The organism is Amycolatopsis sp. NPDC043889, assembly GCF_056435645.1.
In genome coordinates, this window is the sequence record NZ_JBWKEC010000006.1 from 156,523 (window position 1) to 179,229 (window position 22,707).

16 protein-coding genes are annotated in these 22,707 nt (G+C 69.5%); 13 read left to right on the forward strand and 3 right to left on the reverse strand.

Annotation, left to right across the window (positions count from 1 at the left end; translation table 11 throughout):
• Positions 1 to 402: 402 nt before the first annotated feature.
• The 3 genes from AC0685_RS14730 to AC0685_RS14740 are packed head-to-tail and all read right to left on the reverse strand — an operon-like array spanning position 403 to position 4,555.
• Positions 403 to 1,413 carry a Glu/Leu/Phe/Val dehydrogenase family protein gene (locus AC0685_RS14730; protein WP_478225980.1) on the reverse strand — a complete coding sequence of 337 codons (1,011 nt, stop codon included), beginning with the start codon at positions 1,411 to 1,413 and terminating at the stop codon, positions 403 to 405.
• A complete protein-coding gene (locus AC0685_RS14735) occupies positions 1,410 to 2,408 on the reverse strand; it encodes a DMT family transporter (RefSeq protein ID WP_478225981.1) in 999 nt (332 codons plus the stop codon). Before AC0685_RS14735 ends, AC0685_RS14730 begins: the two co-directional genes overlap by 4 nt.
• Positions 2,405 to 4,555, reverse strand: coding sequence for a hypothetical protein (locus AC0685_RS14740; protein WP_478225982.1), 2,151 nt, complete (start codon positions 4,553 to 4,555; stop codon positions 2,405 to 2,407). The genes AC0685_RS14735 and AC0685_RS14740 overlap by 4 nt, the downstream gene beginning before the upstream one ends.
• A gap of 588 nt (positions 4,556 to 5,143) precedes the next feature.
• Here AC0685_RS14740 and AC0685_RS14745 point away from each other — a divergent pair.
• From AC0685_RS14745 to AC0685_RS14805, 13 genes are read left to right on the forward strand one after another with little or no spacing between them, the layout of a single operon-like run.
• Positions 5,144 to 6,538 (forward strand): lysine N(6)-hydroxylase/L-ornithine N(5)-oxygenase family protein, encoded by a 1,395-nt coding sequence (locus AC0685_RS14745; RefSeq protein WP_478225983.1) that lies wholly within the window; start codon positions 5,144 to 5,146, stop codon positions 6,536 to 6,538.
• Positions 6,535 to 7,629: an NAD(P)/FAD-dependent oxidoreductase gene (locus AC0685_RS14750; RefSeq protein ID WP_478225984.1), complete on the forward strand. Its 1,095-nt coding sequence runs from the start codon at positions 6,535 to 6,537 to the stop codon at positions 7,627 to 7,629. Before AC0685_RS14745 ends, AC0685_RS14750 begins: the two co-directional genes overlap by 4 nt.
• A 2-nt stretch (positions 7,630 to 7,631) precedes the next feature.
• Entirely contained in the window at positions 7,632 to 9,905 is a 2,274-nt protein-coding gene (locus AC0685_RS14755; protein WP_478225985.1) for a class I tRNA ligase family protein, read from the forward strand.
• Complete coding sequence (locus AC0685_RS14760; protein ID WP_478225986.1) at positions 9,902 to 13,195, forward strand: non-ribosomal peptide synthetase; 3,294 nt, start codon at positions 9,902 to 9,904, stop codon at positions 13,193 to 13,195. The genes AC0685_RS14755 and AC0685_RS14760 overlap by 4 nt, the downstream gene beginning before the upstream one ends.
• Positions 13,195 to 14,742 carry an AMP-binding protein gene (locus tag AC0685_RS14765; protein ID WP_478225987.1) on the forward strand — a complete coding sequence of 516 codons (1,548 nt, stop codon included), beginning with the start codon at positions 13,195 to 13,197 and terminating at the stop codon, positions 14,740 to 14,742. The genes AC0685_RS14760 and AC0685_RS14765 overlap by 1 nt, the downstream gene beginning before the upstream one ends.
• On the forward strand, positions 14,732 to 14,998 hold the full coding sequence (locus AC0685_RS14770) for a phosphopantetheine-binding protein (RefSeq protein WP_478225988.1): 267 nt from the start codon (positions 14,732 to 14,734) through the stop codon (positions 14,996 to 14,998). The genes AC0685_RS14765 and AC0685_RS14770 overlap by 11 nt, the downstream gene beginning before the upstream one ends.
• Positions 14,995 to 15,612 (forward strand): GNAT family N-acetyltransferase, encoded by a 618-nt coding sequence (locus AC0685_RS14775; RefSeq protein WP_478225989.1) that lies wholly within the window; start codon positions 14,995 to 14,997, stop codon positions 15,610 to 15,612. The genes AC0685_RS14770 and AC0685_RS14775 overlap by 4 nt, the downstream gene beginning before the upstream one ends.
• Positions 15,609 to 16,634 (forward strand): C45 family autoproteolytic acyltransferase/hydolase, encoded by a 1,026-nt coding sequence (locus AC0685_RS14780; protein WP_478225990.1) that lies wholly within the window; start codon positions 15,609 to 15,611, stop codon positions 16,632 to 16,634. Before AC0685_RS14775 ends, AC0685_RS14780 begins: the two co-directional genes overlap by 4 nt.
• Positions 16,635 to 16,652: 18 nt before the next feature.
• The gene (locus AC0685_RS14785) at positions 16,653 to 17,408 is read left to right on the forward strand and encodes a thioesterase II family protein (protein ID WP_478225991.1); all 756 of its coding nucleotides are present in this window, start codon (positions 16,653 to 16,655) and stop codon (positions 17,406 to 17,408) included.
• Positions 17,408 to 18,331, forward strand: coding sequence for a beta-ketoacyl-[acyl-carrier-protein] synthase family protein (locus tag AC0685_RS14790; protein WP_478225992.1), 924 nt, complete (start codon positions 17,408 to 17,410; stop codon positions 18,329 to 18,331). Before AC0685_RS14785 ends, AC0685_RS14790 begins: the two co-directional genes overlap by 1 nt.
• Complete coding sequence (locus AC0685_RS14795) at positions 18,321 to 20,531, forward strand: iron-containing redox enzyme family protein (protein ID WP_478225993.1); 2,211 nt, start codon at positions 18,321 to 18,323, stop codon at positions 20,529 to 20,531. Before AC0685_RS14790 ends, AC0685_RS14795 begins: the two co-directional genes overlap by 11 nt.
• Positions 20,528 to 21,568, forward strand: a complete 1,041-nt coding sequence (locus AC0685_RS14800; RefSeq protein ID WP_478225994.1) for a saccharopine dehydrogenase — start codon at positions 20,528 to 20,530, stop codon at positions 21,566 to 21,568. The genes AC0685_RS14795 and AC0685_RS14800 overlap by 4 nt, the downstream gene beginning before the upstream one ends.
• Entirely contained in the window at positions 21,561 to 22,697 is a 1,137-nt protein-coding gene (locus AC0685_RS14805) for a saccharopine dehydrogenase family protein (RefSeq protein WP_478225995.1), read from the forward strand. Before AC0685_RS14800 ends, AC0685_RS14805 begins: the two co-directional genes overlap by 8 nt.
• Positions 22,698 to 22,707: the final 10 nt, after the last annotated feature.

Sequence of the window (22,707 nt, forward strand, 5' to 3'; positions counted from 1 at the left end):
CTGACGCTAACGAGGGGGTCCGACAATTCGTGGACCTCCGGCGGTCCGAGCGACCGTTCTCGACGACGGGAGCCTACGGAGGCTGTCCGCGTCCGTCGTGCGGGCACTGCGCTGACGGAGGCGCAGCGTGGACACCGTTTGCTGTCCACCCGGGCTCGCAGGGAGGGCGGGGATGCCCGACCGGGTACTGAGCCGGGTCGGAGGGGTGTCTCCGGGGCCGCGACGAGTTGTTGCGCACTGGGGTGCGTCCCGGTCGCCGCCGGCTGGACGGGCAGGGGTGCCGGTCATCGTCCGGGCGGACGGATCACCATCGCCACGGGCGAACGCATGGAATCGTCTCCAACGCGGCCGACGCTCGCTCAGTGGGTCAGTACGACCTGGCCCGATCTGGTCGGTAAGTGGTCAGGCAGCGTTGAGTCGCGTTTGAGCGAGATCGTTCGCTGCCTGGTTCGTCGTGACCCTGTCGCTTTTCGCGCGCGCGAGCAGCTCCGAGATCGTCTTGCCGACTCCCTGAACCTGGTTGCGTGCCGTTTCCTCACTGTGGCCTCGGAGCTGGGACTGAAGGAAGATCACGCCGCCTGAGTTCACACAGAAATCCGGTGCGTAGATGATGTGCCGGTTCCGCAGTTCGTCCGCGAGTTCCGGGGTGGCCAGGACGTTGTTGGCGCCACCGGCGATGATCTTGCAACGAAGCGCGGGCACCACGTCAGGTGTGATCACTCCGCCCAGCGCGCAAGGCGCGAAGACATCCAGTTCGCTCGTGGGCAAGGTGTCGGGGTCGACCACCGTCGCACCGGTCTCGGTGGCGAGCGAGACGGCGCGTTCCTCGTCCACGTCGCTCACCGTGACCTCCGCGCCTTCCCGGATGAGCAGTCGTACCAGCGTGCTGCCCACATGCCCGGCACCCTGCACGCCGATTCGTGCCCCCTTCAGGCTGGTATGGCCGGAAAACTCGGCGCAGGCCCGGATTCCGGCGGCGACACCCAGCGCGGTCCAGGGCGACGGGTCGTCCTGCGCGCATACCGGCGAAGTCACCTCGCCGATCTTGCGCAGGTCGGCTTGATCGGTGCCCACGTCGTTCACGGGGATGAACCGGCTCTCGAACGTGGCGATCGCCCGTCCGTGCGCCAGCAGCCTTTCCGGGGTCTTGTCGGAAGTGTCCCCGAGGATGATGCTCCAGCCACCACCCAGGTCCAGTCCGGCCGCGGCAGCCTTCAACGTCATTGCACGGGCCAGTGCGAGACATTCCGAGAGGCCATCGTCCTCGTTCGGGTACGGGCGCATCCGTACGCCGCCGAGGGCAGGGCCAAGGCGGGTGTCGTGCACCGCGACGATCGAGCGCGCTTCGCCGGCCGCGTCCCGGTCGATGACGACCCGCTCGAAGCCTTCGACAGGAACCTCTTCCACAGTCACGTTTCCTTCACCTTTTCTCGGGATCTGCGTCGGGACACGGCCACGCCGATCAGGCACAGCGCGCCACCGGCGAACGACAGCGCCGCAGGGACCTCGTCGAGCACGACCCAGCTCACGAGGACCACCAGTACCGGGACCAGGTAGGTGGTAGCGCCCAGTTTCCCGGCCGTTGTCCGGGAGAGCGCGTAGGCCCAGGTGGAGAAGGCCACAGCGGTCGGGAACACACCCAGGTACACGATCTCCAGCAAGGCGCTCGAGGGAGCCGCCGCCACTTCCCGGACCAGCGATCCGGCGAAGGGCAGGCATACCAGCGCCCCGATCGCGTTGCCGAAGGCCGTCACCTGCAAGGCCGTCGCGTGCCGCAGCGCCGGCTTCTGGGCGATCACGCCGATGGCGCTCCCCGCCGCGGCGACGGCGCACAGAAACACGCCGATCAGGCTGGCGCTTCCCCCATCGGAGGAGGCGAAGCCGACCAGGGCCGCGCCGGCGAAACCCAAGGTCAGGCCGACCATCAACTGCGGTGGGAAACCCTCTTTGAGCAGCCAGCCTCCCAGCGCCGCCATCAGGATCGGACCCAGGTTGATCACGAGTGAGGCGGTACCCGCGTCGATGCGTTGTTCACCGGCGTTGAGCGCGACCATGTACACGCCGAACCACGCCACACCCGAGACCAGAATTCCCGGCCATGCCGCTTTGGGAGGAATGCCTTGCTTGCGTATCACCAGGAACGCGCCCAGCATCAGCGCCCCGGTCGCGAGCCTGCCCAACGCGAGCGCTCCCGCGGAGATGTGTTCGCCGGCGTCCCGGATCACCACGAACGCCGATGCCCACAGAACGATCGTGACGCCTGCTGCGGCGAGCGCTCGATAGTCGGTTTCCTGGCGTGTGATGGCCACGTCCGGCTTCGGTCCCCTCGTGCCCTTCCGGGGCCGTCGTTTCTCGTCGCGCTCCGGCGCCTCGGCTCCGGCCGCGCTCGTGGCCCGGTTCTCGATCATAACGGCGAGACGGGGAGTCGGCAGCCCAGCGCGGCCAGCCGCGAGGCGGCCTCGTCCCGCCGATCCGGGAGCAGGCCGAGGGTGCAGGCCAGTTCGAAACGGGCACCGATCGCTCGCCAGCCGATGACGGCATCCTCCAGCGCCGCGCGGTCGTCGTGCATTCTGCCGCGAGCGCGGGCGAGACACGCCGCCGCCCAGAGGTTCTCCGCCGCGGCGGGTTCCGCGGCTGCCAGCAGCTCCTCAGCCCGGGGATCGCCCGCGACGACCGCGGTCTCCGCGGCCACGGCCCAGGCATAGGCGTCGTAGAACTGGTGGGTGCTGTCGTACCAGCCGCTCTTCGGTATCAGCGACATGGACATCGCGATTTCGACATCGCCCTGGTGCAAAGCGACCCGGGGGAGGACGAAGGCCTCGAAACTTTCCCTGAGTCCGCTGTGCACGCCGGGTTCCGACAAGCTCAGCGCCCGCGCGGCCCAAGCGTCGTACTCGGGGACGTTTCCGCGGAGGGCGTGCGCCATACCCGCCGCGAGGGCGGCGGGGGCCATCCAGCGCGCCGGTGGGTTGCCGAGGCGCTGCCAGGCGTCCCAGGAGATCTCCGCGTATTCCAGAGCTTTGTCGAGGTGGCCGCTGAGGAGCAGCGGGACGACGAACTTGGCTGCCCGCATGTAGAGACCTCGAAAGGGGTCCTTCCAGGACGCCTCGGCCGCGATCACCGCCTCCGGAAGTCTCCCGGCCGCGAGCGCGACCAGCGGCACCACGTGCAGCGTGTCGACGATCTCGACGCCGATGTTCGGCTCGTGTCTGGGAAGCTTTTCCAGAAGTGACAGCCGTTCCCCGCACGAACGGTGCGCGCGGGCGAAGCGGCCGGCGGCTCCGTCCGCACTGGCCACCGCGTCCAGCGCGGCCGAGATCAGCACCGGCTGATCGGTGACGCGCGCGGCGTCCAAGGCGATCGAGGTCAGGTCCAGGTCGGGTGTGGTCTTTTCGCCGGTGGCGTTCCAGGCCCGCGCGGCCGCGAGATAGGCCTCGGCGACCGGATCATGCTCCGGAGCGACTCGTTCGGCCTCGATCATCAGCTCGACCAGTCGTTCATGCGGGACCAGTTCGGTGAACGTGGCGGGAAACCGGTTCCCGACGCAGACCGCGTACGCGAGTGCGATCGCCGCCCCCGCCTGGTCGCCGCCCCGTTCCGCGCGTTCCGCTGCCTGCTGGAGCAGCGCGAACGCCGGCTCGCCCCGGTGCTCGGCCATGGCGACGTCGGCGGCCGAGCGCAGGTCACGGGCCGCGGTGCGGTCGTCGGGGGCCAGCGTCGCCGCGAGTTCGAAGGTGGTGCGCGCTTCGGCGAGCAGTTGCCGTGCGTAGAGAAGTCCGGCCAGTGTGCGGGCGATGTCGTGCTGACGGACGTCCGGGTCCGCGCCGGTCCGGTCGCGCACCGTGGCCCGGAGGTCGTCGGCGACGAAGTCGAAGCGATCACGCCAGGCGCCGCCGGTTTCGACGAGGGTGCGGAGCTCGGCGGCTTCCCTGGAAGCCCAGCGGACGCGCCGTTCTATGGCGTCGCTTTCCGGCAGAGGGACGAGTTCGACGACGTCCGGTGGGAGACGCCAGCCGTCCTCATCCCGCTGGACCAGGCCTTCCGCCGTGAGCCGGGTCAGAATGGTCTCGGCGTCTTCGGGGGTGATGCCGGCGAGCGCAGCGGCCATCCGGGTGTCGAAAGTACGGCTGTGGAGGGAGAACCTCGCCGCATCCGCGACCTTCTCCGCGTCGAAAGGAGCGTGCGCCGCGGGCAGGGCCATGACTCGCTCTCCGGGCACGCCGAGCGGGGCCGGGGCCTCGGCGAGCACGGTCAAGCCCGGGCAATGACGGAGAAGGTCGGCGATCGCTCCGGCGATGTCCGTGTTCCGGTGCCGGCCACCTCGGACGACGAGCAAGGGGCTGCCCTGCCGCAGCCGCGCGCGCAGCGCGTCGGACAGGGGATCGGCGGGTCGTTCCACGACGTTCAGCGCCGCGGCGGCGGCCTGCGGAAACGTGTCCGGGAGATGACCGGCCGTGATCACCGTGATGTCGGAGGTGTTGTCTTCCGCGGCTCGGATCGCCTGGCGGAGCGCGTCCGCCCGGTCGGACGGTGATAGTCCCGTGATTGTCGTCATCCGGTTGTCTGTCAGGCTATCGATGAACTCCTCCGGTTTCCTCACCGGTCCAGCTTGTCAGGTCGTGAGGAACTGACAACCCGGGAAAGTATATTCACACGTTCGGCGCAAGACGAATGCCGGGTGAGGCGTTTCGGCCTTTGTCCAAAAAGGACGGACAGTGGTCGGAATGGGCGCGGTGATCGTCGGCCATGTGGCGGCGTGGAAGAGGGCGGACGGTGCAGTTGGGGAGCGTTTCCGCGGGTTTTCGTTGCGAGATAAAGGAAAATCACGGTTTGACGTGCGGTGTCGGTGAATCGCGTGCTAGCGTCGATGGGGGCACCGGAGAAGGCGTCGAATGGATGTGCGCGCCCGGTCCTGCTGGTGTTCGGTCCTGATTCTCGATGGATTAATCGTGACGGTGGGACCTGGGGTGTGCCGATCGAGTGAGCGTATTCAGCTGGATTTCATGCAAAGGGCGAATTCGTCGTGTCCTCGAGTTGAAGTCCTGATTAATCGCACTGGCGGGCATCGATCGTCCGTCGGGTGATTCGCCCTGGGGTGATCATGGCCGTGACAGGTGGCGGAGGTACGGGAAGGGATCCTGATGTGCGAGAAGAACGAGCCGACCGCAAGGCGGCGGCCGGCTACCGGCTACGAGGGGAGAGGCGAGTGGTGAACGCTCCGTTGCCGCGACAGCGACGACATGACATCGCCCACTACAAGTGCCTCGGAGTCGGCGTGGGGCCCGCCAATCTCAGCCTGGCATCCCTGCTGCACGACAGGAACGAGGTCGCCAACCTCTTCCTGGACAGGGAAGAACGGTTCGGCTGGCACGACGGACAGCAGATACCGGGGGCGACGCTGCAGGTGTCGTTGTTGAAGGACCTGGTCACGCTGTCCGAACCGACCAACCGGTTCTCCTTCCTGTCCTATCTGCATGATCAGGGCAGGATCTACCACTTCATCAACGCCCAGTTCGACGCTGTGCCACGACAGGAGTTCCGCAACTACCTCGAATGGGCGAGTCAGACCAACACGAATGTCCGCTTCGGTGAAGAAGTCCGTGAAGTCGATTTCGACGGGACGTCCTTCGTCGTGCGCACCAGTAAACGGACGGCCACGGCGGACAATGTCGTGGTGGGGATCGGCACCCGGCCGTGGGTGCCCGAACCGGTTCGCGGAAAACTGGGCGGATCGCAGTTCCACGTGAGCGATTTCGTCTCGCACGATCGGGACTTCGCGGGCAAACGGGTCGCGGTGGTCGGAGGCGGGCAGTCCGGCGCCGAAGTCTTCCTCGACCTGATTTCCCGCCCGAACGAACGACTTCCCCGCCGCGTCATCTGGATTTCGCGGCGGCACAACTACTTCCCGATCGACGACACGCCGTTCACGAACGAGTATTTCGTCCCCAGCTATTCCGACTACTTCTTCGACCTCGACCGGTCCGCCCGGGTGGCGCTCAACGCGCAGAACGTGCTGACCAGCGACGGGATTTCCGAATCCACCCTGCGGGAGATCTACCAGCGTTGCTACGCGCGCCGCTTCGTCGACGGTGCCGACGACCTCTTCGCTCTCTTGCCCAACCGGACCGTCACCGGTGTGACGGCCGAGCACGACGCGTGGGATCTGACCGTCGAGGGAAACGACGACCCCGGCCTGATCGAGCACGTGGAGTCCGACTTCGTCGTCTGGGCCACCGGCTACCGCCCGGCGACGGCGGACTTCCTGTCGCCGTTGGAGGACAAGCTCGCCCGCGAAGGCGAGGAGTACGACGTGGACAAGGACTTCGCGATCCGCTGGGACGGCCCCCGCGACCGTTCCGTGTTCCTGCAGAACGGGGTCCGCGACCAACGCGGGCTGGCCGACCCGAACCTGAGCCTGGTCGCCTGGCGCAGTCAGCGGATCAGGGACCGGCTGCTCGGGGTGCACTCCAACGAACAGCTGGAACCGTTCATCGACTGGGCGGGCAAACACACCACCGACCTGCTGGACCAGGCGTGAGGGCGGCGACGACACCCGGGATCTCCGGCGTCCCGCCGCGGAGTGCCCCGGCCCGGGCGGACATCGCCGTGCTCGGCGGGGGCATCATCGGCTGCCTCACCGCCCGCGAGGTGGCCCGCCGGGCACCGGAGGCGTCGGTACTGCTGATCGACCGGGATCTGGTCGGCGGCGGCGCCTCGCTGCGGTCGGCGGGGTTGCACACCCCGCGTGGCGCTACCCCGGCGGTGCGCGAGATGGCTCGCTTCAGCCAGCGGTACTACACCGAGTTGCTCCGGAGCCACCCCGGACTGCCCATCCATCCCGTGGCCATGCGCGTGGTGGGCACCGTCGCCGACGAGCCGCGTCTGCGCTCGGACTACCTGCCCGAAGCCGGCCTCACCGCCGCCGAGGACCTGCCGGACGGGGTGCGCCCGCCGGCGGGGTCGGTCGCCTGGTCCGTCCAGGGCGCCCAGTACGCCGACGTGGCCGCCGTGACCCGTGCCGTCACCGCCGGCCTGCGTACCGAGGTCGAAGTCCGCGAGGCCGTCCGGGTCGAGGCGGTGTCCGAGGACGTGGACGGGGTTGGGCTGCGGCTGGGCACCGGTGAGGAACTGACCGTGGGCCGGGTAGTGCTCGCGCCCGGCCCGTGGCTGGGGGCTCCCGCGTGGCGATCCCTGGTCGCTCCCTTGGCGGCCAGGGTGAAGAAGATCGTCGCACTGCACGTCGGAGGGCGGCCGGGTCCGGCCGACGCGGCGGTGATCTTCGAACGAGAGGACGCCTTCCTGCTGCCGTTGCCCGGCCGCGGGCACTGGCTCTTCAGCTACACCTGTCCGGAATGGGACGTCGATCCGGATGCGCCTTCGGCCGGGCTGACCGGGCGGCACCTGGACGACGCGCGGGAGATCCTGCGGCGTCACGCCCCGGGGATGGCGGTGGACCACCTCTCCGGCCGGGTCTTCTGCGACGCCTACAGCGGCACCGGCGAACCCTTGGTACGTGCACTCGGCAACGGGCGGATCGTGTTCGCCGGCGCGGCGAACGGCTCCGGCTACCGGCTCGCGCCCGCCATCGCCGCACATGCCGCCGACCTGCTCGAATCGGGAGGAAGTTGATCGTGGACATCAGTACGTTCACCGGCGAAGGACTGAGCCGCGCGTTCGGCATCGACGTCGCCGCACTGGATCCGGGCGCCGCCGGTGACCTGGGCGTGGGCGCGTCCTGGGGCAGGGTGGCCCCCGGCGTGCGGTCGCTGACCCATCAACACGACGAGACCGAGGTATGGGTACTGGTCGCCGGCGGAGGCGACCTCGTCGTCGACGGTGCCGAACACCGGATCGAGGCCGGAGCCGTCGTGCGCTTCGACCCGTTCGAAACCCACTACGTCACCAACACCGGCGAAGCCGATCTCGTGCTGGCCTCGTTCTTCTGGCGTGACACCGCCCGTGCGACCGCCGCCGCCGGGCGTTCGGTGCGCCGCCGCTTCGGGGAGCGCCCGGTCTTCGTGTTCTCGTCCGCGCCCACCCCCAACGGCGACCTGCATCTGGGACATCTGGCCGGGCCGTTCTTCGCCGCGGACGCCTACACCCGGTTCCAGCGGATGAACGGCGTGCTGGCCTGGCACCTCTGCGGCAGCGACGACTACCAGAACTACGTCGAGACGGCCGGTGCCAAGGAAGGCCGCTCTCCTCTGGACACCGCGGCGCACTACAGCGGGCGGATCCGCGAGACCCTCGCGGCCATGGACATCGAGGTCCACCAGTTCACCGCGACCAGTGCCGACGACACCTATCCGGACGGCTTGCGTGGCTTCTTCGGCAAGCTGGTCGCGTCCGATCCCGTCCGGCTGGCCGAGGCCGACGCGTTGTTCGACCCGGAATCGGGCAGGTACCTCTTCGAATCCGGGGTCAGCGGCAGGTGCCCGTCGTGCGGGGAGACCACCGGCGGCAACATCTGCGAGAGCTGTAAGGAGCCCAACTCGGTAGCCGACTTGGGAGACCCGGTCTCGGCCGAGTCCGGTGCCGCACCCCGGCGCGGCACCGTGCGCCGTTACCAGCTGGCCCTGCACGAACTCGCAGACCACGTCCGTGACCACCACCGCAAGGGCAGGGTGCCGTCCTCGGTGAAGGAACTGGCCGCACGGGTCCTGTCGCGCGGCTTGGTCGAAGTCCCTCTGACCCATCCCGCCGACTGGGGCCTGACCCCCGCCGAGTCCGCGGTGGACGGACAGGTGATCTGGTCGTGGATCGACTACGCCTACAGCATCCTGCACGGTGTCGGCGCGCTCGGGACGCGTATCGGCGAGGAATGGCGGGCAGGCGAGCCGGACGCAGACTGGAAGATCGTGCACTTCCTCGGCGCCGACGGGAGTTTCTTCCACCCGATCGTCGTGCCCGCGCTCTACCGGGCGGCGCATCCGGACTGGGCGCCCGACATCGACTACCACATCAACGAGTTCTACCTGCTTCAGGAAAGCAAGTTCTCCACCAGCCGCCGTCACGCGGTCTGGGGGCGTGACGTGCTCGGCCCGGAGACCGCGGACGCGTACCGGCTCTACCTGGCGCTGACCCGCCCGGAGGGCAGGCGCACCAACTTCGACCCCGACGAGTTCGACGCGTTCACCCGGGACACGCTCGAAGCCCAATGGCAGGGCTGGCTCTCGGACCTGGGAGAGCGACTCGCCCGCGGTCACGGCGGCGAGGTTCCCGACGCCGGTGTCTGGACCCCGGAGCACACCGCGTTCCTGGCCCGGCTCACCGAGCGGCTCGCCGCGCTGACCCGGTCACTGGGCGCCGACGGGTTCTCCCTGAACTCCGCCGCCGCCGAACTGCTGGGCCTGGTCGAGGACACCCGCGCGTTCGCGGCCACGGAGTCGGCCGCCGCGCACGTCGGGGACTGGGCCGACGAGGCACGCACCGCCCTCGCGCTGGAACTGGCCGCCGCCCGGTTGCTGGCCACCTGCGGCACGCCGGTCATGCCGCGGTTCGCGAGTCTCCTGGCGGACGCGTTGGGGCTGCCCGCGGACCGCACCTGGCCGCACACCGTGGAACTGGTGCCCGCGGGAACCGCCGTCACCCTCGCCGGGCGTGTCTTCTTCGGCGCGAAACGGGAGAGCGCCGACGAATCACCGCTGCTGCCCTGGCTGTCCGGCGTGGTCCGCGAGGTGCTCCGGCTGCCCGCCGACGAACCGGTGGCCCATCTTTCCCTGACCGAGCTGGGCATGCAGTCCATGCAGGCCGTCGCGCTGCAGTACCAGTTGACCGACCGGCTGGACGCCGACGTCCCCCTGGAGACGCTGCTCAACGGCGGCGACGTCGCCGGGCTCGCCGACACACTGGTGAAGGATCTGCCCGAAGACGTGGTGCGCAAGCACGCGGAGGTGGGCCGATGACGACGACCGAACGGGAGACCCCCGCCCAGGTGGTGCGGGAACTGCACTCGCGGGGGCTCAGCGTGAGCCTCTCGGGGACCGACCTGAAACTGCAGGGCCCGCGTGAGCGGATGGACGCCGATCTGGTCGCGAAGGTCAAGGCGCACAAGGCCGAACTCGTCGGGTACCTGGACACCCCGCCCGGCGCGCCCCTGACGGAGTTGCAACGCGGCTACCTGATCGGCCGCGACCGGCAGGTGGAAATCGGCTCCGCCAGTCACGTCTACCACGAGATCTCCGGCTGCTGGGACATCGACGGGCTGGAACGCGCGCTGAACACGGTGGTGGCGCGACACGGCATCCTGCGCACTCGGTTCACCGAGGACGGGACCCAGATCGAGCAGCGTTCAGCGCCCGTCCGGATCTCCCGGTACGACCTGCGCGGTAAACCCGCCCAAGAGCAGGACGAGCACCGGGAATCACTGCGTGCCGAGCGAGCCCACCGCAGCCTGCCCGCCGACGAAGCGCCGTTGCTGGCCGTCGCGGTCACCCGGCTCTCCGATGAAGAGATGCTGCTGCACGTCGACCACGACGGCCTGATCCTCGACGCGATCAGCATCTTCCTGTTCTTCCAGCAGTGGCACGCCGAGTACCTGGGCGAGCCGGCGGAGGCGGGGGAGGAAGCGGCGTTCGCCGACTTCGTCGCCGCCCAGGAACGAGCCCGCGGCCGCGCGCCGGCGAAGCGGTCCCGTGAGTACTGGCTGGCGCGCCTGGACGACCTCGCACCGCATCCGGATCTGCCCCTGCGCACCAGTCCGTCATCGATCACCGAAGCCCGGTTCGCCACGCGGTTCGCCCGCCTTGATCGTCCACAATGGACTTCGCTGAAGAAACTGGCCGCCGGATACGGTCTGACACCGTCCGGATTGCTGCTGGCCGTCTACAGCGAAGTGCTGGCCTGCTGGGGCGCGGGGGACCGGTTCACGCTGAACACCACCGTGGCCAACCGGCCGCCGATCCACCCGCGGATCCACACCGCGCTGGGGAACTTCGGCGAGACCATGCTGGTGCGGGTGGAACCGGACGCCGGCGCGGGGTTCGCCGACCAGGCCTGCGCGATCCAGGCGTCGCTGCGCGAATCGCTGGACAACCGGCACTTCTCCGGCATCGAAGTTCTGCGCGAACTTGCCAGGAGGGGCGGCACGGACGCCCGGATGCCCTACACCTTCAACAGCGCCATCGGCTACGAAGGCGCCGACGGTTCGGCGATGGAGTTGTTCGGCCCGGAGGTGTACACCGAAAGTCAGACCCCGCAGGTGTGGCTGGACGTGTCACCCTACGAGCAGCACGGCGGGCTCGTGGTGCAGTTCGACAGTGTCGACGAACTGTTCCCCGAAGGACTGGTCGACGCCGTCGTCGACGGGTGCCGTCGGCTGCTCGGTGAACTGCTCGATCCCGGTGCCTGGTCACGGCGGATTTTCGACCTGCGCCCGGACGACCAGCGCGCCCGCCGCGCGGAAGTCAACGAAACCGCGACCGAGATCCCCGACCCTGTTCTACCGCAACGCTTTCTGGCGCAGGCCGAGTCCGCTCCGGACGCCCCCGCGGTGATCACCGGAACGGCCGAGATCAGCTATCGCGAGCTGCTCGCCCATGTCCAGAGGGCGGCTCGCTGGCTGCGGGACCGGGGAGTACGTCGTGACGAGCCGGTCGGGCTGGTGATGACCCGCGGGCCCGAGCATGTCGCCGGTATCCTCGCCGTCGTGCTCGCCGGCGGGGCCTACCTGCCGGTCGACGCCGGGCTGCCCCGGGAACGACGTGCGCTCATGCTCGCCGACGGTGGTACCAGGTTCGTCCTCACCAACGCCGGCCACACCGATGACGAGCGCGCCGTGCTGGACCTGGACCTCACCCGTCCCGCGGAGTCGGTGCGGCCCGTGGAGCCCCTGCCCGACGCCCATCCGGACGACCTGGCCTACGTGCTCTACACCTCCGGCACCACCGGCAGGCCCAAGGGCGTCATGGTCACCCACGGCGCGGTCGCCAACGTCGTCGCCGACTGCAACAGCCGGTTCGGCGTCGGACCCGGTGACCGGTTCTTCGGTATCAGCATGTTCTCGTTCGACTTGTCGGTCTACGACGTGTTCGGCGCGCTGTCGGCGGGGGCGGCCGTCGTGCTGCCGGACGCCGATCAGGCGGCCGATCCGGGGTACTGGCTGCGGTTGTGCGGCCGGACGGGCGTGACCGTGTGGAATTCCGTCCCCGCCATCGCCGGGCTGCTGCTCGAACAGGCCGAGGCCGGCGGCGCCGAGGCACTGAAGACGCTGCGGCTGGTCATGATGAGCGGCGACCGGCTGCCCCCCGCGCTCCCGGCCGCGCTGCGGGCGGTGTGCCCCGGTGTGGATGTGATCTCGCTCGGCGGGCCGACCGAGACGACCATCTGGAACATCTCGCATCCGGTCGGCATTCACGAGGACGGCTCGGAGTCGATCCCCTACGGCAGGCCCAACGCCAACAACCGGGCCTACGTGCTCGACGCGGCGGGCCGTGACCTGCCGGACTGGGTCACCGGCGAGATCTGCGCGGCGGGCACCGGCCTGGCGCGCGGCTACTGGAACGACGAGGAGCGGACCGCCGAGCGGTTCGCCGACGACCCCGTCCGCGGCGAACGGATCTACCGCACCGGTGACCTGGGGCGCTGGCTGCCCACCGGCGAGATCGAGATCCTCGGCCGCACGGACTTCCAGATCAAGGTCAACGGCTACCGCATCGAAGCGGGCGAGGTCGAGACCCGGCTGGTCGCACTGGAGGAGGTCCGCCGCGCCGTGGTGGCCCGCGAGTCCGCCGGGCGGGGAGACCGCCTTGTCGCGCATCTCGTGCCCGCCGGGGACGAGCGGCCTACCGCCCGCGACCTCGGTGCGCGGCTGCGCGAGGTGCTGCCGCAGTACATGGTTCCCTCCGGAGTCTATTGGCATGACACGTTTCCCTTGACGCGCAACGGAAAGGTCGACCGCGCGAAGCTGCAGGAACACCAGCCCGGCCAGGCGGCCGCCGCCGAGGCGCCACCGGACACCGAACTGGAGCACGAGGTCGCGCTCTTGTGGGCGAAGGTGCTCAAAGCAGACGTGCCGGCCGCCACCACGACCCTGTTCGACCTCGGCGGCGACTCGCTGGTCGCGGCCCGGATCCTCGCCGGTGTCCGGAAACGGTTCGGTGTCGGCTTCACCTTGGACCGGTTGCCCGAACTGGACACCGTGCGCCGCATGGCCGCGATGATCGCCGCCGCTCCGAGGAAGAAGGGGGACCGCTGATGACCACCCCCGGAACGAGGATCCCGGACGGGCTGCTGAACGCCATCATCGCGGCCCCGCCCGAACCCGGTCACCGATTGCGGGTCGCGCGGCTCGACAGGACCGAGGAGTTCGAGCTGCGGGAGGTGTACGAGATGGCGGGCAGGGTCGCCCGCGCCCTCGCCGACCTCGGTGTCCGGCGCGGCGACCGTGTCGGCGTGCTCGCGCCCAACTGCCTGGAGTGGGTACTGCTGGACCTCGCGGCCCTGCGCGTCGGCGCGGTGACCGTGGGGTTCGACCCGGCGAAGTTCGACGCCGATCCCGCGCTGGCCGTCCGGTACGGCCTGACGGTGCTCTTCGCCGACGGGGACGGCGACCGGGTCCATCCGCTGACGGACGTCCGGGCCCTGGCCACGGACCAGGGCGCCGTCGCGCCCGAACCGGTGCGCTACGTGCCGGAGGACGTCACGACCCTGAAGCTCACGTCGGGCAGCACCGGCGAGCCCAAGGGCATGACCGCGTCGGTCGGCAGCATCGACGCCGGTATCGCCGCCGTGCAGGAGATCTTCCGGCATGGCGCGGACGACGATCTGTTCGTCTTCCTTCCGTTGGCGGTCCTGCAACAGCGGTACTGGGTCTACTCGGCGTTCCGTTACGGACACGACGTCACTCTGAGCACCTACGAGGCCGCTTTCCCCACGCTGCGCAGGGTCGCGCCCACTGTGGTGATGGGTGTGCCGGGGTTCTTCGCCACCGCCAAGGCCTTCATCGAGCGGCAGGTCGCCAGGTCGGGCCCGGAGACCCCGTCGTCGGAGGCGCTGGCCCACGGTGCCCGCCGAGTGTTCGGTGACCGCGTCCGCTACCTGTGGACCGGTTCCGCGCCGGCGGCCGAAGACGTCCTGCGGTTCTTCACCGACGCGGGACTGCCCATCTACGAAGGTTACGGCCTCAACGAGACCTGCGTCGTGACCAAGAACCATCCCGGCGCGCATCGCCAGGGGAGCGTCGGAAAGGTGCTCCCGCACAAAGAAGTCCTGATCGGCGACGACGGCGTGGTGAGCGTCCGCAGCCGGTTCCCGGTGTGCGACCGGTACGAGTTCGCGCCGCCCGGCGCGTCCGAACGGGTGTTTCCCGAGCCCGACCTGGTTCGCACTGGCGATCTGGGGGAAGTGGACGACGACGGCTTCCTCTACATCAAGGGGCGGGCCGACGACGTGATCGTGCTCGAGAACGGCCGGAAGGTGGTGGTGCGCCCGGTCGAAGACCATATGCGCACCAGTCCCGCCATCGCCGAATGCGTGCTGTTCTGCCCTGCCCAGAGCTATCTGGTGGCCGTGGTGTCCCCGGCTTCGCTTCCGGCCGACGAAGCGGCCATCACCGAACAGCTCACCCGCACCAACGCGGCGTTCGGTGCCGACGAGCAGATCCGCAAGGTGGTCGTCGCCGCCGAACCGTTCAGCTCCGCCAACGGACTGCTCACCTCGCAGTTCAAGCCACTGCGGTCGCGTATCGCCGACCGCTATCACGACGAGATCCACGACGACCAAGGGAGCGTGCATGTCTGCTGACCTGTCCACCATCGACGACGCGGTGCGGGACAACCTGTCCCGCGTGCTGAGCAAGCCGGTCGAACCCGCCGACTTCGACCCGGACCGTGATCTCGCCGACGGCTACGGGCTGACCTCGATGCAGAAGGTGATGTTCCTGATGTCCGCCTGCGACGACACCGGGGTCGCGCTGGAGACGTTCACCGAGCCGGACGTGGCCGCCATGAAGACGCTCCGCGACGTCACCGACGCGCTCGCCGGGGCGGTGGCCGAATGACCGGGCCGCGCTGGGCGGACGCCGCCCGCACCGAACTGTCCGACGAGCACGTGCTGCTGCGGCCGATCGCCGAGACCGATCGCGAACCACTGCGCACACAGGCACTGGACCCGGCGATTTGGCGCTACTTCGTCCAGCTCATCGAGACCGACGAACACTTCGACGCCTTCTTCGACGCCGCGGTCGCCGACCAGGCCAACGGCGACCGGGTCGTGTACGTGATCACCGACCGGACGTCCGGGCTGATCGCGGGCAGCATGAGCTTCTGCAGCATCAACCAGGACGCGGGGCGGCTCGAGATCGGCTGGTCCTGGCTGGGGACGAAGTTCCACGGCAAGGGTGTCAACCACTGGGCCAAGTACCTCATGATGCGCGAAGCCTTCGAACGGCTGGGCGCCGAACGGGTCGAGTTCAAGACCGACGCGCTGAACAAACAGGCCCGCCAGGGGCTGCGCAACATCGGCGCGGTCGAGGAAGGCATCCTGCGCAGCTTCAACCCCATGCCGGGCAATCGGCGCCGCGACGCCGTCTACTACAGCGTCCTGCGCGCCGAATGGCCCGAGGTGGCGGCCACCCTGCTGGCGGGGAAGAAGGGCAAGGAGCGTGGCTCGTGACCGTCCCTTTGGTCCGTGCCCACGGTGACCCCCGCACCCGCGGCCGCGCCCACGGCGAGGCACTGAGGAGGGAACTGCGGGCGTTCCTCGGCGACCGGTTCGCCCGGCTCAACGCGCTTTCACCCGATCCATTGGACCTCGACGCGTTACGTCCCGACCTCACCGAGTACGCCCGCGCGATCGACGCTCAGCTCCCGGACCTGGGAGAGGAGATCCGCGGCCTGGCCGACGGCGCCGGCATCTCCCACGACGAAGCGGTGCTGCTGCAGATGCGCCGTGAGGTGCTCGGCTACCGGAAACTGCCGACGATGGGCGACTGCACGACGTACGCCCGGACAGGATCCGAACCGGTGCTCGCGCAGACGGTCGACCTCAACGGCGATCTCGACGACCACATCGCGGTACTCGACGTCCGGGCGGGACCGCGGCGGTCGCTGGTGCTCAGTTTCGGCGGCCTGCTCGGCTATCTCGGGGTCAACAGCGCCGGGCTCGCAGTCGGGCTGAACCTGGTGCTGGCGGGGAAATGGCGGCACGGGCCGTCGCCCTACCTCGCGATCCGGCATCTGCTCGACACCTGCGACAGTGTCACCGAAGCCGTTGACGCGGTGCGTGATCTGCGGCTCGCCAGCTCACGGTCGCTGACCCTGTGCGACAGGGAAACGACCGCGTGGGTGGAGATCGCCGACGACGACGTTCGGGTGAGCGAAGGAACGGAAGTGGCGCACACCAACCATTTCCTGCATCCGGACCTCGTCCCGCGGGACGAGCTGACCGTCTTCGCGCGCAACTTCTCCGTCCGACGGCTCGAAACCTGCGTCGATCGGCTCGCCGGACTGCCGGCGCGAGCGTCCACAGAGGACCATTTCGCGTTGCTGGCCCGCGAACCGTTGCGCGTCGCGGGTGACGGTGACATCCGCCGCGACCGGACCGTCGCCGCGGTGGTGCTCCGCCCGGATCGCGGGGAACTGCACGTGCGCCCCGGCGACCCGGCCGCCTCGTCCACCGAATCCTTCGCGCTGTGACCCGAGAGGAGACACCCGGTGCCCGACTGGTTCCTCACCCGCGGCGGTGATCGCCCCGCCAGGGTCTTCTGTTTCCCCTACGCCGGCGGAGACCCGCGTACCTACCTCGACTGGCAGCCGCTGCTCGACGGCCACGCCGACGTCGTCGCGGTCTGCCCCCCGGGCAAGGCGCACCGCGCGCACGAACCGCTCCCCGTGTTCGACGAACTCGCCGACCGGATCGCCGAGGCGATCGCCCATGAGGTCGACCGCGATCCGCGCCCTGCGCAGCTGTTCGGCCACAGTTTCGGCGGGTTGCTGGCCTTCGAGGTCGCCCGCAGGCTACGGGATGTTCCCGCCGTCGGTCATCTGACCGCGTCCGGCATCTCCGCCCCCTCGTTGCTGCCTTCGGAGCGGGTGCGCGGCATCGCCGGGCTGGACGGCGCCGAATTCGCCGAGGCGCTGGTGTTCTTCGGCCAGTTCCCACCCGACGTCGTCGCGGACGAGGACGTCCTGGCCCTGCTGCTTCCCGGCCTCAAAGCCGATTTCGACCTGGCCGTGGGCTATCGCTACCGGACGGCACCACCGTTGGAGATCGGTGTCTCGATCATCGTCGGCACCGAGGATCCGCATGTCGGCTCCGCGCAGATCGCCCCGTGGGACATCGAATGCGCCGAGCCGCCGGAGCACGTCCGCGTCCCCGGTGGTCACTTCTACTTCGATCCCGACCCGGGCCCGGTCGTGTCGGTGCTGAACGCGCACGCCGAATCCGTGACACACGTGGAGGTGATCTGATGCCGGTCTACCTCGGCGAACCTCGCTACGTCCTCGGAGAGCAGGAGATCGACCACGCGGACCTGCCCGGCCTGGAGACCAAGGCCGAGCAGTACGGGCTCGCCCTCGAACCCGCCTTGTGGGGCTGGGGAAGCGTGTTCCGCACCGAACGCGGACTCGACGACCTCGCCGTGGACGCGGCCACGGAAACACTGCGCGCCGGCGGGACCGACCCGGGAACGGTCGAGGCCCTGGTGCTCTGCTCGACCTACCTGCCGGGACCGCCGGAAGGACACGGCACCTTCATCCGGGGGGTGCTGACCCGGCTCGGTCTCGGTGACATCCCCGTCTACGGCACGAGCATGGGCCGGTGTGTCAACCTGCTGTCCGGTCTGGACGTCGCGACCGCACTGGTCGCCGCCGGGCGGTTCCGGCGCGTCCTCGTCGTCACGGCGGACCGGGTGTTCGACGAAGACACGAGGATCACCGGTTACGCGCTGTTCAGCGACGGTGGCGCCGCCTGCCTCGTCGACGCCGACGGCGGCGCCTACGAAGTCCTCGGCTGCTCGTCCGCCCAGGAGACGGCGTCGCTGGACTGGTCGTCCGAGATCAGCTCCGACCTCGCCAAACAGGTCAACGAGCAACTCCTCGGTACCCGGGGAATCGACGTCGGTGAGCTGGATGCCTTGCTGCACAGCAACATCTACCTTCCGCTGCTGGTGATGAAGGAACGGCAGGCCGGTTTCGGCCCCGGCCAGCTCGACACGACGAACATCAGCCGCGTCGGGCACTGCTTCGCCGCCGACCCGCTGATCAATCTCGCCGACCGCGAAACGGCGGGCCGCGTCCGCCCCGGCGGGCACTACCTGCTGGCCTCCAGCGTGCCCGGCTCCCGGATCGGGATCCTGGTCCGCACACCGGAAGGAGCGATCGATGGCCGTTGAGCCGACTCTCGTCCCCGACGACACCACGACTTCCCTGCCCTGCCGGCCGTTCCACTTCACGCCCGGCACCGACGGCGCCGTCGACGCGATCATCGCCGCCGGCCCGCGCGAGATGTTCCGCACGCTTCTCCAGCAACGCGAATCCGAAGCTACTCTGCTCCTCGCCCGCCGTCTCCTGCACGCCTTCCTCGGCCACTCGCGCGAACCGGTCGACGATCTGCCCGGCGCCGCCGGTGAGCTGATCGTGCAGGCTCGAGCCGATCTGGGGCCCGCGCTGGAATCCCTCTCCACGACCGAGCCGGGGATCCGTGCCGAGCTGCTCCGACAGCGCGGGGTGATCGCCCTGCTCGACGGCTGCTGGCTCGACGCGGTCTCCCAGCCCGCCACCCAGCCCGCCGTCGTGGTGAACCGCTTGTTCGCCCATCACTTCGACCTGGCGGGAGGCGGCGAGCCGCTCGCATCCGCGCAGCACCGCCGGGCGCGGGCGCTGGAAGACGAGGGGGCGGCGCTGCCGGACGTCGCCGCCGCCGATTTCCTCGACCGTGCTGGTGCCCGCCCCGCGACGATCCTGCTCGCCTGCCTCCCGCTGTCGCTCGCGGTGCTGCCGGGCAATTTCCTGCCCGAGGTCGTCGGCCTGCACCACGCCTTCCACCGGCTGGGTGTCGACGATCTGCTGCTGGGCACCCCGCCACCGATCCCGGCGGACGATCTCGACGACCTGCTCGGCGAATACGCCGCCCAAGCGAGCCCGGAAGACCGCGAGCGGGTGCTGGCCGCCGTCGCGCTGACACTGTCGTGCGAACGCGAGCACGTGCGGTTGCTCACCGAACTCGCCGAGTTCCGCCGTACCCAGACGCTGGAGTCGCGGGTCGCCGAGGTGATCTCCCGGCACGCGCCGCTGGCCGGCCGCCAGCACGGCCGGGTCTCGCTGGGCGACCGGCACCTGGTGGACGTGTTCGCCGGATTCGGCCGCGCCGCCGGCGACACGGACCCCGGCTTACTCGCCGCGTTCCTCACCGAATTCCGGGACTCGCCGTATCTGGTGGAGCGCGACGACGGCGACTGCTGGTTCCTCGCCGCGACCCGGTTCGGCGGGCCGATGTTCGGCATCTTCGACGAGGCCGAAGCCGCGGTGCTCGCCGAATGGGCCGCCACCGTGCACAAAGGTGACCGGCCGCCGATCACCGTGCGCCTCAACACGGTCGGCGACGAACTCGCCGCCCGCTGGTCGGCCGCGTTCGCCGAAGCCGCACCCGGCGACGTGGTGTTCGACGACTCGCCGCCCGCCGACGACCGCGACCTTTTCCATCGGCTGGTCAACATCGAGAACCACGCCAGCACGATGCCGGTGGCCATCGAGCGCGCGGAGCGCTGTTTCGCCGACGCGCAGGTGCTGTTCGAACACGGCGCGGGCGGCCGCTACACCGACGCGAGTTTCTTCGAGTACGACGCCGACGCGCTCTACGCGCGCGCGGAGAAGATCTACTGGGAGAAGCTGGTGGACCCGTACGAGCCACTGCGCGAGGTCCCGGACGTGGACGAAGTCCTGTTCCGGCAGAGCACCTACCAGCTGACCTACCTGATCGACGGCGCCTGGCTGCACCGCGTCGGCAGGCTGGGCCGCCGGGAACGCGAAAGCGACGGCATGCTGTTCCGCATCCACGCCGACGAGATGGGCAACGGGGACCTGCGCAAGAACCACCTCACCCTGACCCGCCGCGCGATGGTCAGCCAGGGCCGGGACCTGCCGCACATCCGCACCGAGGAGTTCGCCGACCAGGACGAACTGCCCGACGACATGTACGGCTTCGCGTTGCAGCAGCTGTCGATGTGCCTGTTCCCCGACCGGTTCTACAACGAGATCCTCGGCTACAACCTGGCGATCGAGATGTTCGGCTCCGGCGAGATGCGGCTGCACGAGATCCAGAAGCTGCGTCACCACGGTTTCGACGACTGCTACGAGCAGGCGCACCTGACCATCGACAACTTCTCCGCCGGGCATGCCAAACAGGCCGCCGACATCATCGTCGCTTACCTGGACCGGGTGCGGCGCACCAGCGGCGAAGCAGCTGTGGCGGGGGAGTGGCGCCGGATCTGGCGTGGATACGCCTCCTTCGCCTACTTCCTCGAACAGCCGTTGCTTCGTGACGTCGCGGTGGCCGCATCCACCGAAGACGACAGTGCGGAGCTGGTGTTGTGACCGAGTTGACGTTGCTGATGCGCGAAGAGTCCCGGCCGACCGAGCGGCGCGCGCCGCTGTCTCCGCAAACAGCCGGGAAGCTGCTCCGCGAGGGCGTCGCCGTCAGCGTGGAGCGCTCATCGCGGCGCGTGTTCGGCGACGAGGAGTACGCGGCGGTGGGCTGCGCGCTGGTCCCGCCGGGGAGCTGGCCGGACGCCCCGGAAGACGTGCACGTGGTGGGCCTGAAGGAACTGCCCGACCGGCCAGACCTCTTGCGGCACCGGCACGTCTTCTTCGGGCACGCCTACAAGAACCAGCCGGGAGCCGCGAACCTGCTGCGCAGATTCGCCGAGGGCGGCGGAACGCTGCTGGATCTGGAAAGCCTCGTCGACGAGCGAGGTCGCCGGGTCGCCGCTTTCGGGTACTGGGCAGGCTACGTCGGCGCCGCGCTCGCCGTCCTGCGTCACCGCGGTGACCTGGTCGAACCCTTGACGCCGACCACCCGCGGAAACCTCGACAAGGCTCTGGCCGCGGATGAGGAACCCTTGCGGGCCTTGGTCATCGGCGCCCTCGGCCGATGCGGGAGCGGGGCCGGGGACGCGCTCGTCGCGGCGGGCGCGGAAGTGACTCGGTGGGATCTCGCGGAGACCGAAAACCTCGACGTCGCAGCCTTGCTCGACCACGACGTCCTCGTCAACGCGGTCCTCGCCACAGGGCCGATCTCCCCGTTCCTGACCGCCGAGACGCTCCGGCGCCCCCGGCGGCTGTCCGTGGTCGCCGACGTCACCTGCGATGTCGGATCGCCATGCCACGCCCTGCCGATCTACGACCGGACCACAACCTGGCAGGACCCGGCGCTCCCGCTGGACGGACTCGACGTGATCGCGATCGACAACCTGCCGTCACTGCTTCCCCGTGAAGCGACCGTGGACTTCGCCGCGGACCTGGCGCCGCATCTGGCCGTCCTCGGCGATTCCGGCGTCTGGCGCCGCGCCGAAGCCGCGTTCACCGCCGCCTGCGCCTCCCACGCCCTCCATCGGAAGGAAGACCATGCCTGACACCCCGACCGTGCACTGGATCGGCACCGGCCTGTCCACCGGGCCCGGTCTCACCGCCCTCGCCGAGCGAGCACGCGTATTGCTCTGGGGCCGCACCGAAGCCAAAGCGGCCGCCTGCCTCGCTCGTCTCGGAGCGCAAGGCGAACCTCGGCGCTTCACCCCGGAAGCACTGGCCGCGGAGGTCACCGAAGGAGACGTCGTCGTCTCGATGCTGCCGGGCACCGAACATCCGCGGCTGCTGCGTCTCTGCCTGGACAACGGCGCGCACTTCGCCTGCAGCAGCTACGCCTCGGACGAGATCCGCAACGGTGCCGGGAAGGCGGCCGCGGCCGGGCTCACGGTGCTCACCGAAATCGGGCTGGATCCCGGAATCGACCACCTCTTCGCCGACGTCCTGGTCGAGCGGGCGGCGCGGGCGCTGGGGCCGGACACGACGGCCACCGCCGCGTTCACCTCCTACTGCGGCGGAGTGCCCGCCGAGCCCAACGAGTTCCGGTACCGGTTCAGCTGGGCACCCCGCGGTGTGCTGACCGCCCTGCTCACCCCGGCGCACTACGTCGAGGCGGGCGACAAGCACATCGCGAACCAGCCGTGGGAGGTAGCGCGGCCGCTCGATCTCGACGGGGAAAGATTCGAGGTGTACCCGAATCGGGACAGCCTGCCTTACATCCGCCAGTACGGGATACCGGAGAGCTGGCGGCTGGACACCTTCGTACGCGGAACCCTCCGCCTGAACGGCTGGCTCGACGCCTGGGAGAAGGTGTTCGCCGAGCTGCGCGAGGGCGACGCCGACCGGATCACCGAACTCGCGGAGGAACTTGCCACCCGCTACCCGACACGCGCGGAAGACAGGGACCGGGTGGTGCTCGCGGTCGAACTGTCCGTCCGCGGCGAGGACGGACGCACCTGGGCCGGCCGGTATTCGCTGGACCTCATCGGTGAGCCCGGCGCCAGCGCCATGGCCCGGTGCGTATCCGTGCCGCTCGCCCTCGGCATCGGAGAACTGCTCGACGGAGCTCTGCCGGCAGGGCTCGTCCAGGGCGCCCCCGACCCGGCCACCGCCGGGCAGTGGATCGAGAAACTCGCCTCCTGGGGCCTTCCGATCCGCATCGCCGGCACCGACAGCTGAGACCGACCAG

Bases quoted from the DNA above. Each gene is read 5' to 3' on its own strand.
- AC0685_RS14735 (WP_478225981.1), bottom strand. From the start codon at position 2,408: ATGATCGAGAACCGGGCCACGAGCGCGGCCGGAGCCGAGGCGCCGGAG.
- AC0685_RS14740 (WP_478225982.1), bottom strand. From the start codon at position 4,555: ATGACGACAATCACGGGACTATCACCGTCCGACCGGGCGGACGCGCTC.
- AC0685_RS14760 (WP_478225986.1), top strand. From the start codon at position 9,902: ATGACGACGACCGAACGGGAGACCCCCGCCCAGGTGGTGCGGGAACTG.
- AC0685_RS14765 (WP_478225987.1), top strand. From the start codon at position 13,195: ATGACCACCCCCGGAACGAGGATCCCGGACGGGCTGCTGAACGCCATC.
- AC0685_RS14770 (WP_478225988.1), top strand. From the start codon at position 14,732: ATGTCTGCTGACCTGTCCACCATCGACGACGCGGTGCGGGACAACCTG.
- AC0685_RS14775 (WP_478225989.1), top strand. From the start codon at position 14,995: ATGACCGGGCCGCGCTGGGCGGACGCCGCCCGCACCGAACTGTCCGAC.
- AC0685_RS14790 (WP_478225992.1), top strand. From the start codon at position 17,408: ATGCCGGTCTACCTCGGCGAACCTCGCTACGTCCTCGGAGAGCAGGAG.
- AC0685_RS14795 (WP_478225993.1), top strand. From the start codon at position 18,321: ATGGCCGTTGAGCCGACTCTCGTCCCCGACGACACCACGACTTCCCTG.
- AC0685_RS14805 (WP_478225995.1), top strand. From the start codon at position 21,561: ATGCCTGACACCCCGACCGTGCACTGGATCGGCACCGGCCTGTCCACC.